At 67.7% G+C, this 12,315-nt stretch carries 9 protein-coding genes and 2 pseudogenes; 10 read left to right on the top strand and 1 reads right to left on the bottom strand.

Annotation, left to right across the window (positions count from 1 at the left end; translation table 11 throughout):
* A partial coding sequence (locus ACFYO2_RS34490) for a homocysteine S-methyltransferase family protein (protein WP_388357050.1) occupies window positions 1-1,346 on the bottom strand: 1,346 nt, incomplete at its 3' end.
* Between the two features lie 392 nt (window positions 1,347-1,738).
* Between ACFYO2_RS34490 and ACFYO2_RS34495 the strand changes: the two genes are divergently transcribed.
* The 10 genes and pseudogenes from ACFYO2_RS34495 to ACFYO2_RS34540 form a co-directional block, all read left to right on the top strand.
* Window positions 1,739-3,787, top strand: a complete 2,049-nt coding sequence (locus ACFYO2_RS34495; protein ID WP_388357053.1) for an APC family permease — start codon at window positions 1,739-1,741, stop codon at window positions 3,785-3,787.
* Between the two features lie 57 nt (window positions 3,788-3,844).
* The gene (locus tag ACFYO2_RS34500; RefSeq protein ID WP_388357056.1) at window positions 3,845-5,197 is read left to right on the top strand and encodes a class I SAM-dependent RNA methyltransferase; all 1,353 of its coding nucleotides are present in this window, start codon (window positions 3,845-3,847) and stop codon (window positions 5,195-5,197) included.
* Between the two features lie 415 nt (window positions 5,198-5,612).
* Window positions 5,613-6,509, top strand: coding sequence for a transcriptional regulator (locus tag ACFYO2_RS34505; RefSeq protein ID WP_388357059.1), 897 nt, complete (start codon window positions 5,613-5,615; stop codon window positions 6,507-6,509).
* Window positions 6,506-6,640: a hypothetical protein gene (locus tag ACFYO2_RS34510; protein WP_388357062.1), complete on the top strand. Its 135-nt coding sequence runs from the start codon at window positions 6,506-6,508 to the stop codon at window positions 6,638-6,640. Before ACFYO2_RS34505 ends, ACFYO2_RS34510 begins: the two co-directional genes overlap by 4 nt.
* Window positions 6,641-6,728: 88 nt before the next feature.
* Window positions 6,729-7,001: an IS3 family transposase gene (locus ACFYO2_RS34515; protein WP_388357065.1), complete on the top strand. Its 273-nt coding sequence runs from the start codon at window positions 6,729-6,731 to the stop codon at window positions 6,999-7,001.
* 371 nt (window positions 7,002-7,372) lie between these two features.
* Window positions 7,373-8,244 (top strand): IS5 family transposase gene (locus ACFYO2_RS34520; protein WP_388357374.1). Its coding sequence is split into 2 segments (ribosomal slippage): window positions 7,373-7,706 and window positions 7,706-8,244, totalling 873 coding nucleotides; the frame shifts between segments, so codons are not numbered across the junction.
* Between the two features lie 284 nt (window positions 8,245-8,528).
* Window positions 8,529-9,119, top strand: a complete 591-nt coding sequence (locus ACFYO2_RS34525; RefSeq protein ID WP_388357067.1) for a hypothetical protein — start codon at window positions 8,529-8,531, stop codon at window positions 9,117-9,119.
* A gap of 769 nt (window positions 9,120-9,888) precedes the next feature.
* On the top strand, window positions 9,889-10,752 hold the full coding sequence (locus ACFYO2_RS34530; protein WP_388357070.1) for a helix-turn-helix transcriptional regulator: 864 nt from the start codon (window positions 9,889-9,891) through the stop codon (window positions 10,750-10,752).
* 597 nt (window positions 10,753-11,349) lie between these two features.
* Window positions 11,350-11,743, top strand: a pseudogene (locus ACFYO2_RS34535) (transposase); the annotation flags it as partial.
* Window positions 11,744-11,868: 125 nt separating this feature from the next.
* Window positions 11,869-12,309: pseudogene (locus tag ACFYO2_RS34540) on the top strand (DUF5959 family protein); the annotation flags it as partial.
* Window positions 12,310-12,315: the final 6 nt, after the last annotated feature.

Genomic DNA, 12,315 nt, shown 5'->3' on the forward strand with positions numbered 1-12,315 from the left:
TTGACGGAGTTGATGACCGCGCGGCCACCGAGCTTCTCCAGCCCGGCCCGCAGGACCTCGACCTCGGTGGAGTCCAGCACGATCGGCAGCGTGGAGGCGGTCGCGAACCGGCCCGCCAGCTCCTCCATGTCCGCGACCCCGTCCCGGCCGACGTAGTCCACGCACAGATCGAGCATGTGCGCGCCCTCCCGGATCTGCTCGCGGGCCATCTCCACACAGTCGTCCCAGCGGCCCTCCAGCATGGCCTCCCGGAACTTCCTCGACCCGTTCGCGTTCGTCCGCTCCCCGATCGCCATGTACGCGGTGTCCTGCCGGAACGACACCGTCTGATAGAGGGAAGCCGCACCCGGCTCGGGGCGCGGATCACGCGCCGCCGGCGTCATGTCACGGACGCGCTCGACGACCTGGCGCAGATGCTCGGGGGTGGTGCCGCAGCAGCCACCGATCAGGGACAGGCCGTACTCCCGGACGAAGGTCTCCTGGGCGTCGGCCAGTTCCGGGGCCGTCAGCGGGTAGTGGGCGCCGTCCTTGGTGAGGACCGGGAGGCCCGCGTTCGGCATGCAGGACAGGGGGATGCGGGAGTTCCGCGACAGGTAACGCAGGTGCTCGCTCATCTCGGCCGGGCCGGTGGCGCAGTTGAGGCCGATCATGTCGATGCCGAGCGGCTCCAGCGCCGTCAGCGCGGCGCCGATCTCCGATCCCAGCAGCATCGTGCCGGTCGTCTCGACGGTCACCGAGACGACCAGCGGGCGGTCCTCGCCCAGGGCGTCGAGGGCGCGGCGGGCGCCCAGGACGGCGGCCTTGGTCTGGAGCAGGTCCTGCGTGGTCTCGACGAGCAGCGCGTCGGCGCCGCCCGCGATCATGCCCTCGGCGTTCTGCTGGTAGGCGTCGCGCAGAACCCGGTACGGGGCATGTCCCAGCGTCGGCAGCTTGGTGCCCGGCCCCATGGACCCCAGCACCCAGCGCTGCTGCCCGGTCGACGCGGTGAACTCGTCGGCGGTCTCGCGGGCGATGCGGGCACCCGCCTCGGACAGTTCGTACACGCGGTCGGCGATGTCGTACTCGCCGAGGGCTGCGTGGTTGGCGCCGAAGGTGTTGGTCTCGACGCAGTCGACGCCCACTGCGAAGTACGCCTCGTGGACGGAGCGCACGATGTCCGGGCGGGTCACGTTCAGGATCTCGTTGCAGCCCTCGAGCTGCTCGAAGTCCTCCAACGTGGGGTCCTGCGCCTGGAGCATGGTGCCCATCGCCCCGTCGGCCACCACCACACGGGAGGCGAGCGCGTCACGGAGGGCGGACACACGAGTCCGGCTGTCGGCGGAAGGGGTCGGTGGCACAGAGGCCATGAAAAGGGCTCCTTCGGGTGCGACGGCTGTCGGCTTAGCGGCCGGAGGACCGGCGTGCTCGATGCAACGGTACTCGCCACCCCTGTCGGTGTCGCCAAGGGAATCCGAGGCGATCAACGGCGGCTGATGCGCCTGAAGCTGATGAGGGTGAGGACGCCGAGTCCGACGAGGCTGCCGACGGCGCCGATCAGCTCTGCGGTCGTGTGCATGGAACCTCCAGCGGGCGGCCGTGGCCTGGAAACGGTCGGGGGTTAGTCATATAGACACGAGGATCTGGCGGCCTTCGGAATCCGCAGCCGGACCGTCCCCGATTTCACCCGGAGAGCAGACAGGGCGCAGAAGTGGGGTGGCGGGTGGGCGACCTTGCGTTCGAACGCCTACGATCCTCTGTTGTGTCCAAACTGACCGACGTGCCCAAACGGATCCTGATCGGGCGCGCACTGCGCAGTGATCGGCTCGGCGAAACGCTCCTGCCGAAGCGCATCGCACTGCCCGTCTTCGCCTCCGACCCGCTGTCCTCCGTGGCGTACGCGCCGGGAGAGGTGCTGCTGGTCCTTTCCATCGCGGGCGTGTCGGCGTACCACTTCAGCCCCTGGATCGCCCTCGCGGTGGTCGTGCTGATGTTCACGGTGGTCGCCTCCTACCGGCAGAACGTGCACGCGTACCCCAGCGGCGGCGGCGACTACGAGGTGGCCAACACCAACCTCGGCCCCAAGGCGGGCCTCACGGTCGCCAGCGCCCTGCTCGTCGACTACGTCCTCACCGTCGCCGTCTCCATCGCCTCCGGCATCGAGAACCTCGGCTCCGCGGTCCCCTTCGTGGTCGAGCACAAGGTGCTCTGCGCGATCGCCGTGATCGTGCTGCTGACGCTGATGAACCTGCGCGGGGTCAAGGAGTCGGGCTCGCTGTTCGCGATTCCGACGTACGTCTTCGTCGCCGGCGTCTTCATCATGATCGCGTGGGGTGCGTTCCGGGGGCTGGTCCTCGACGACACCATGCGGGCACCGACGGCGGGATACCAGATCAAGGCCGAGCACCAGGGCCTGGCGGGCTTCGCCCTCGTCTTCCTCCTGCTGCGCGCCTTCTCATCCGGCTGTGCCGCGCTCACCGGCGTGGAGGCGATCTCCAACGGCGTCCCGGCGTTCCGCAAGCCCAAGTCGAAGAACGCGGCGAGCACGCTCGCGGCGATGGGCCTGCTCGCCGTCACCATGTTCTGCGGCATCATCGCGCTGGCCGCGTTCACCAAGGTCCGGATGGCCGAGAACCCGGCCGTCGACCTGCTCCACAACGGCGTCGCCCTCGGCTCGGACTATGTGCAGAACCCGGTGATCTCCCAGGTCGCCGAGGCCGTCTTCGGCAAGGGCAGCTTCCTGTTCATCGTGCTCGCCGCGGCCACCGCGCTGGTGCTGTTCCTGGCCGCGAACACCGCCTACAACGGCTTCCCGCTGCTCGGCTCGATCCTCGCCCAGGACCGCTATCTGCCCCGCCAGCTGCACACCCGCGGCGACCGCCTCGCCTTCTCCAACGGCATCGTGCTGCTGGCCGGCGCGGCCGGGCTCCTTGTGTGGATCTACGGCGCCGACTCGACGCGGCTGATCCAGCTCTACATCGTCGGCGTGTTCGTGTCCTTCACGCTCAGCCAGACCGGCATGGTCCGCCACTGGAACCGTCACCTCGCCACGGAGAAGGACCAGGCCAAGCGCCGCCGCATGGTCCGCTCCCGCGCGATCAACACCTTCGGCGCCTTCTTCACGGGCCTGGTGCTGGTCGTCGTACTGGTCACCAAATTCACGCACGGCGCCTGGGTCGCACTGCTCGGCATGGTGATCTTCTACGCGACGATGACGGCCATTCGTAAGCACTACGACCGGGTGGCCGAGGAGATCGCGGCCCCCGAGGGCCCGAGCGACGACAGCGTACGACCGTCCCGGGTGCACTCGGTCGTGCTGATCTCGAAGATCCACCGGCCGACGCTGCGGGCACTGGCGTACGCCAAGCTGATGCGCTCGGACAGCCTGGAGGCGCTCAGCGTCAACGTCGACCCGGCGGAGACCAAGGCGCTGCGCGAGGAGTGGGAGCGGCGCGGGATCACCGTTCCGCTCAAGGTGCTCGACTCGCCGTACCGCGAGATCACGCGGCCGATCATCGAGTACGTCAAGGGCCTGCGCAAGGAGTCGCCGCGCGACGTGGTGTCCGTGATCATCCCCGAGTACGTGGTCGGCCACTGGTACGAGCAGTTGCTGCACAACCAGAGCGCGCTCAGGCTCAAGGGCCGGCTGCTGTTCACGCCCGGCGTCATGGTGACCTCGGTGCCCTACCAGTTGCAGTCCTCCGAGGTGGCGCGGAAGCGGGCCCGCAAGCGGCAGGAGTGGAACGCCCCGGGCTCGGTGCGGCGCGGTCCCGCCGAGGAGCGGGCGAAGGAGACGTCGACACCGACGTAGACTGGTGGGCTGTTGTTCCGCAGTCCCACCCCCTTACGCATCTGGAGTCACCCCGCCATGCAGGCAGAACCGAAGAAAACGCAGGCGGAGTCGCAGGCGCGGTCACTGGTGGGGGAGGAGTACGAGGTCGAGGTCGGCCCCGTCGCCCACGGCGGGCACTGCATCGCCCGTACCGACGAGGGCCAGGTGCTGTTCGTCCGGCACACGCTGCCCGGCGAGCGGGTCGTGGCCCGGGTGACCGACGGCGAGGAAGGTGCCCGGTTCCTGCGCGCGGACGCGGTTTCGGTCCTGTCCGCGTCCAAGGACCGCATCGAGGCGCCCTGCCCCTACGCCGGCCCCGGCCGCTGCGGCGGCTGCGACTGGCAGCACGCCAAGCCGGGCGCGCAGCGCCGCCTCAAGGGCGAGGTCGTCGCCGAGCAGCTGCAGCGGCTCGCCGGCCTCACGCCGGAGGAGGCGGGCTGGGACGGCACGGTGCTGCCTGCGGAGGGCGACAAGCTTCCGGCGGGCCAGGTGCCGCAGTGGCGCACGCGGGTGCAGTACGCGGTGACCCCGGACGGTCAGGCGGGCCTGCGCCGGCACCGCTCGCACGAGGTCGAGCCGATCGACCACTGCATGATCGCCGCCGAGGGCGTCAGCGAGCTGGGCATCGAGAAGCGCGACTGGACGGGCATGGAGTCCGTCGAGGCGATCGCGGCGACGGGTTCCCAGGACCGCCAGGTGATCCTGACGCCGCGACCGGGTGCCCGTCTGCCCCTGGTCGAGCTGGACAAGCCGGTCTCGGTGATGAGGGTCGAGGAGAAGGACGGCGGCGTCCACCGCGTCCACGGCCGCCCCTTCGTCCGCGAGCGTGCGGACGGCCGTACCCACCGCGTCGGCAGCGGAGGCTTCTGGCAGGTCCATCCGAAGGCCGCGGACACCCTCGTCACGGCCGTCATGCAGGGCCTGCTGCCCCGCAAGGGCGAGATGGCGCTGGACCTGTACTGCGGTGTGGGCCTGTTCGCGGGGGCGTTGGCCGACCGGCTCGGCGAGAAGGGCGCGGTCCTCGGCATCGAGTCCGGCAAGCGCGCGGTCGAGGACGCCCGGCACAACCTCGCCGACTTCGACCGCGTCCGCATCGAACAGGGCAAGGTCGAGACCGTGCTGCCGCGCACCGGCATCACCGAGGTCGACCTGGTCGTCCTCGACCCGCCGCGGGCGGGCGCCGGCCGCAAGACGGTCGCGCACATCGCGTCGCTCGACGCGCGGCGGATCGCCTACGTCGCCTGCGATCCGGCCGCGCTGGCGCGGGACCTGGGGTACTTCCGGGACGGGGGGTATCGGGTGCGGACGCTGCGGGTGTTCGATCTGTTTCCGATGACCCACCACGTGGAGTGCGTGGCGATCCTTGAACCGGTCGCAAAGGCCGCCTGAACTGCGGTTTTTCTTGTGCGCATTATGTGCGGTGTGGGCGTTACGGGCGATATCTTGACGCTCAAATAACGCTCGTGACGCTCATTTGACGCTCGTTCTGATGGGCCGTCAGGTGCCCTGTCGAGCAGGTCAGACGCTGTCGAGGTGGCGAGCATCGATGGGGCGCCGAGGGCAGGCGACGCTGAGCGCAGACCTGCCGAGACCTGCTGAGTCCTGCTGGTCAAATGTCCAGGAAGAGACCAGGCGGCCCTGTGGGCTGCTGTGATGGATGGATTTGAGCTCCTGACCTGGGTAAATGACCTTTCTGTCGGCGACGGTTGAAATGAGGGCCACGGACAGCGGATCAAATGAGGGCCGGTGGGCGGTCTCGTGATCATCCTGGGTTCAGCGGTGCTGGAGTCAGGAGGAAGCGAGGGTGATCCGGGAGCAGGCGCAGGTCGTCGTCGAGCGCAGCTGGGGCGACTACCAGGCTGGCGTTCTTGGTGACGTCATAGCCGCCCTGCCCGGTCTGCTGAGGACGGCCCAGGAACCGGAAGACCTTCCGCCTGGCGATCAGCGGCGACGCGGCCTCGCCGTCTCGGCTCGCACGCATCACCTGGCGGCAACCACCCTTGCCAAGGTCGGCGAGTCCGACTTGTCGTGGCTCGCGGCCGAGCGCGCCATGCGGGCCGCCGACGAATCCGAGGACCCGCTGTCGCTCGTCTCCGCCGCCCGCTCCGGTACGCACGCACTGCTGGCCAACGGGCGATACGAGGACGCCCTCGAACTGGGCGATACCGCCGCGGCCTGGCTCGCCAGTCAGGTTCGCGACGACGACCCGGCCGCCTTGAGCCTGCTTGGCATGATTCATCTGCGGGCTGCTGTGGCCGCTGCACGGCACCAGGATCGGCACACCGCCAACTCCCTGTTGGAGAAGGGGAAGCGGCTCGCCGACCGGCTCGGTTCCGACGAGAACCACTGGCAGATGTGCTTCGGTCCGACGAACGTCGAGCTGCACCGCCTGTCGATCGAGCTTGACCTCGAGAACATCCCGTACGTCGTCGAGCATGGCGGCATCGACGTTTCCCACATGCCGGCGGAACGCGCTGTGTCTCATCGCATCGACTACGCCCGCGGCCTCTGCCTCAGGGGTCGCGTCGACGAGTCCTTCAGGGAACTGCGGGAGGCCGAACGCACCTCACCCCAGCTCGTGCGGAACAATCCACGGGTACGCGAGACGCTTCGCGACCTGAGGAAGCAGTCCCCGGTCACGGGCGGCAGCTACTCGTCCGAGCTGCCGGCCATGGCCCAACGATGCAGGGCGGTGCAGTGAGCTCGATGCAGGGCAAGGTGCTGGGCGTCGTCGGATCGAGCGCCGGCGGGATCGAGGAACTGCGCACAGGGCTCGTCGTCCCGGCACTCGAACGGGGCTGGACGGTCGCGATCACGCTATCGATCAAATAAGCCGGTGTTGCATCCACTGGTTGAACCTGGTCAATACACATCCGTGAAGCTCACAACGCGACTTATAAGGGCGGGAGTTGAGGCATCCATGGGCTCGGTCGGGGACAGTTACGACAACGCCCTCGCGGAGAACCTGTGGATGATCATCAAGACGGAGTGCATCCGCGGCCGCGTCTTCGCCACCCGGGCCGAGGCGAATCTCGCGCTGTTCGAGTACATCGACGGCTTCTATCACTCCCGGCGCATCCAGAAGCGGCTCGGCTACCTCAGTCCGGTCGAGTTCGAGGAAAAGCACTACTCCGACCAGGCAACGGCCGAACGAACGAACCTGAAACCCCGTCAACCTGCCCTGACCAGCTGATCAGCACCTCCCGCACGCCGGGGGAACCTCAAACCGGTGAGGCAGCCGGGACCATCGAGCTCACAGTGGCGGAGGTTCGGCGACTCCTGGCAGCTTGTCGGCCCCGGTCCCCGCACCTGCGCGGACGTCGAGGCCGACACCACGCGGTGAGCTGGTCGAACTGGCGCCGACGACGCCAAGCAGTTGCCCGCCGCTGTCATTACCTGCGGCGTTGTCGCACGATCGAGGGGCGGCCACCGTAAAACCGCCCCTGACCACTCCACAGCCCGCTACACTCCAGCCGCCCAGCGAAACCCGCAGGTCAGACCGCAAAATCCTGCTGGAGTACTAGGCCCTGTCTGATAATTGATCTTGTAGCAGGTTGAGGTGAACTGACGGATGCGGCGTGGGAGCGAATACAACCGCTGCTCCCTGCAACGGATGGGCGGGGTCGGCCCTGGCGGGGTCATCGGCAGGTGATCGACGGGGTGTTGTGGCGGCTGCGGACCGGTGCTCCGTGGCGTGATCTGCCGGAGCGGTATGGGCCGTGGCAAACCGTCTATGAGCGGTTCGCCCGCTGGGAGTCGGACGGCACCTGGGCTGCCTTGCTGAAGCATGTCCACGTCCGTGACGAGGCGGTGGGCAGGGTGGAGTGGACGGTCTCGGTCGACTCCACCGTCAACCGTGCCCACCAGCACGCGGCCGGGGCCCGCAAAAAGCGGAGCCCGACGAGGACAAACTGGAAGATCCGCAACGCTCGGCGGCGCGGCAGGCCCTCGGCCGGTCCCGGGGCGGCCTGACCACCAAGGTTCATCTCGCCGTCGACGGACGGGGTCTGCCGTTGTCGATCGTCCTGACCCCCGGAAACGTCAACGACTCCACGGTGTTCGAGACGGTCATGGACGGCATTCGCGTTCCCCGGACCGGGCCGGGCAGGCCCAGACGCAGGCCCGACCGTGTCCTGGCCGATAAGGCGCACTCCTCACGGGTGATCCGGGCCGGCCTCAGACGCCGCGGGATCAAGGCCACCATCCCCGAACGCTCCGACCAGATCGACAACCGGCGGCGACGGGGCAGCCTCGGCGGACGCCGCCCCCCCTTCGACCCGGAGGCATACAAACACCGCAACGTCGTCGAACGTTGCTTCTCCCGGCTCAAACAGTTCCGGGCAGTTGCAACCCGGTTCGACAAGCTCGCCAGCCGTTACGAGGCAGGACTGCACCCGGGCTCGCTCATCCTGTGGCTCCGCAACTCAACAGCATGATCATTTGTCAGACACGGCCTAGCCGCCGATGGCCTCGCTACGGTGCTCGACGAAGCATTCCCCACAGCCACCGGCGCTCAGGCCATCTCGGACGCCACGGTTACTCTGGTCATCGACCGTGCCTCAGAGATCGCTGAACCGATACGCCGTGCCCTGCACCAAGACCTGCTGGCTCCCGTTTCCGCTGGTCGTGGAGCGCGGCTTGTGCTGGTGGGGCGCAATGTGGCAGCACTGCGTGACATCCTGCCCAGCAGCGTGACTCCAGCTACGTACCAGATGGTGGGTTGGATCATGAGGAGCGGGTCGAACTGGTGGAAAAGGCAACTGCTGCTTCCGGAAGGCCGTGCCCGCCACAGTTGGCCCGCGCTGTCGTAGCGCCTCTCGAACAGAAGCTGGATGACGCGGCAGCCAACCACCTGCTGTTCTCCATGGCTCTGTCGCTCCTTGACGACCAGCCGGCTCCGAAAGGCAGAGCAGACCTCTACCTTGCCTTCATCGAACAGCTGGCCGCGCGAAACGGAGCAGCCGACATCTCAGCTGTGCGCATGGCGCTGGGCATCGTCTTCGCCCGCCTGCTGAATGACGGTCGCCGCTACGCAGACGTCTACGAATGGCACCACCTGCTCAGCCAGGCCGCATCCGCCCTTCAAAGCGTGGGATTGGCAACTGATACATCAGCCGTCCATGAAGCAGCCCGTCGCTGCGGGCTGATCACGCACTGGGATGGGACCAGACAGTGGCCGCCATGCACGACTCGTTCGCGGACTACCTCGCCGGAGCAGCACACGCAGGCGGCGCCGAACCTCTTCTTCCCGGGCGGCTCGTCGCCGGTGACGACCAGCGCATGCTGTTCTGTGCAGAAATCGGGGGCGTGAGCGAGGAAGCTGCAAGGCTCGTGGCCCGCGATCTGCCTTTCACCACAGTGGCGTTGTCCCGCTACGACCGCAGACCGCTCGGCCACGAAGCACCCACCGAGGTGACCTCACTGCTGCGCTGTCTGTCCTCAGCACAAGATCCATCCGTCGTATTGAGTCGGCTGAAGGACGGGAGAGTGCTGGCAGTACACCCTCCCAGCGCGGGATCAGGATGGATCGACGAGGCATCTGCCTCGAACTCGCCCAGACCTGTCCAGCGGCTGTCGTGGGCCAGAACACTGGCCCCTGGGCATCGCGACGAGAATGTGGCGCCAGGAACTCATCGCCTGCCTCAACCAGCGCACGACTCCCCACCGCGCCCAGCGCGTGAACTGCCTCTCACTTACCGCTCTCGCCTGCGAGCCTGCCTTAGAGTGACGACCTGAGCGTCAGAGTGACCGCCTACGCGTCAGAGTGACCGCCTACGCGTCAGAGTGACCACCTATGCGTGCGAATGACCACCTACGCGTCGGTAGCCGCTGGACAGTGCAAAGCTCAGTCGCCCGGGAGCCCCTCTGTGAGAAACCGTGAAACCGGAGTGAATGCGCAAGTATCCGAAGCCTCACGGCTCGCTGTCTATATGGAGCTGCGGGAGCGCGGAGGTTCCGATCCGGAAGAGCTGACGGACAGTTTCGGATTGTCACGTGCCGAAGCGCGCGCGACGTGGGCTTCCCTGCGGCGCCTTGGATTGGTGAGCTGGCCGGCAAGGGAAGGCGATCGCGTCGTACCGGTGGATCCGGAATTCGCGCTGATGCGCATGCTCCGGCAGCAGCAGGACATGGCGCAGCGCAGCCTGGAGGAGTCCCTGCGGATGCACGAGGCGATGGAGTCGCTGCTGGAGGTGTACCTCCCGGGAACCGGCTTCTCCCACTCGCGCGTCGAGGTCACCGCCACCAACAGCGTCGATGAGATGGTGCAAGTGCTGCACGACGTCACCGACTCGGCGCGCTCCACCCTGCGCACCGCCTACGCGGAGAGCAGCCTTCCGACCTGGCTGCGCCGCAGGCTCGGGCCGCTCCGGCAGCAAATGTTCGACAGGGGTATCCAGATCCGTTCCGTCCGGTTGCGTCGCGACTCGATGTCGCCCGGCACCTACGACTCGTTCAGCAGTCTGGTGGCCGCAGGCGTGGATCTGCGGCTCGCCTCGGTCATCCCGCTCAACATGGTGATCATTGACTCCGACTACGCCGTGCTGCCCGCGGCTGAGGGCGAGTCACGCAGCTCCCAGCTCACGATCCGCGGGGCGCCGCTGGTGAACGCGTTCTCCGCGGTGTTCGAGCACACCTGGCGCGAAGCGCCCCCGCTCGCCCCGGAGGGTGAACGCTCCCCGTCCGACCTCTCGAACGAACAGCGCACGCTGGTGCAGTTGCTGGCCGACGGCATGAAGGACGAGGCCATCGCGCGCACCCTCGGGGTCTCGCCGCGCACCGCCAGCCGGCTGATCGCCGACCTGATGCAACGGCTCGGCGTCACCAGCCGCTTCGCGGCGGGCGCCCGCGCCGCCCAGTACGGCCTGCTCGCCCCCGTCTGCCCCAGCCACCTCACCTCGATCCCGGAACCCGAGCCCGAGCCGGCCCCCGCCCTCGGCGGTTGACGCGGCGCGGGCCTCACTGACACTCCTTGCTCCGGTGGCGGACCTGCCCAGTTCCTCGAAGTCCGCCACCGCGGGCATGGCATCGTCGGGGGACTCCGCACGCCATCCCGGAGAAGAAGGACCAGGCCCGCCACCGCGTGGCTCGTCCGGTGGCCGCCCGCCCGGCTTCGACCATGCCGCGTGCAAACGCCGGAAGGAAGTTGAACGCACCATAGACAAGCGCAAGGGCTTCCGGGCGGTGGGTGAGGTCGACTCGGGGCGCCCTGCCGATGTCTCCATCGGTGGGTTTCCCCGAGCCGCCTCCCGAACCCGGCGTGCCCGTCTCCGGGCACCGGGCTCTCCGCAAGTCCAGTTTCGGGGTGTTCTGTTCTTCATGCCGTAATGGGCCACGGGGTCGGGATGAGTGTCCCCCGGTATCGGTATCTGGTCGTGCTTAACTTTGCCGGGTTCAACAAATCCGCTTCCTCCGTGACAGGCCACCAGCCACCGCCGTAATAACGTCGGCGGAGCTGCTTCCAAGTGATCCCGGGATGCTTGCGCCGGATCCACCGTGTCACCCTCATCCACCGCGAGCGTGCTGGACGCACAAAACTCGGCACCCTCGGCCTCCTCCTCGCGGTCTGGGTCACCGCGGCCAGCGTCTCCGACCATGCCGGCGGCATCCACCTGCTCTCGCACATCGCCAAGGCCCACCCCCGAATCACCAAGGCCTGGGCCGACACCGGCTATCGAGCCAAGGCCATCGACCACGACGCCATCCTCGGCATTGACGTCGAGGTCACCCGCCGCGCCCCGGGCCAGAAGGGTTTCAAGGGCATCCCGCGTCGGTGCGTCGTCGAGCGGACCTTCGGCTGGCTCATGAACCACCGCCGCCTCGCGCGACTACGAAACCCACCCGCACCGCTCCAAAGCGATGATCCGCCTCGCGATGATCGACCTGATGAGCCGCAGGCTCACACGAGAGTCGACTCCGAACTGGAAGGACTCATAGCCAGAGCGCGAGAAACAGACTCGGCCGGCCCGACAAGTCCACGCGGCCATACGCGAGGATGCGGGTCAGCCCCTCACACGAGAGCGAGACCAGCGGTGACTGAACCGGCCCCGGTGAACCTGATCGATCTGGGAGACGCGGATGGCAACCGCTGCGTCGTCCGCGTGACCGGCCGCTACCAGCCCGGAGTGCTGACCGGCCACGACATCCTGAGCGCCGATGTCCTGGTCTCGGCGAGCTTTGTCGATGCCAGACTTGAGCTCTGCCTTTTGCAGCAGGACCTCGACACCTGGCAGCGCGAATTGACTCAGGTCGCACCGGGCAAAGGCGCAACTATCGGTGGCGATCGCGGGCTGAGTCTCGACTTCTTCATGCACGAGGACCGCACGTTGTCGTTGACGGTCCAGGACCCCGACCGCATGAGCCTCGTGTTGGGGATCGGACCACAGGAGAGCTGGATCCAAGACCACCACCAGCGACTTGACCACGTTCGAGAAACCTGGCCCAGTGAAGTCGTGGAGACGGCTCCCATGGCCTACGAGTGGAGCTCCAACCGCAGGAGCTAAGCCACG

The sequence above is a fragment of the Streptomyces sp. NPDC006602 genome, from assembly GCF_042870385.1.
Taxonomy (GTDB): Bacteria; Actinomycetota; Actinomycetes; order Streptomycetales; family Streptomycetaceae; genus Streptomyces.

Excerpts from the sequence above, each read along its gene's own strand:
- ACFYO2_RS34500 (WP_388357056.1), top strand. The coding sequence starts at position 3,845 with ATGCAGGCAGAACCGAAGAAAACGCAGGCGGAGTCGCAGGCGCGGTCA.
- ACFYO2_RS34515 (WP_388357065.1), top strand. The coding sequence starts at position 6,729 with ATGGGCTCGGTCGGGGACAGTTACGACAACGCCCTCGCGGAGAACCTG.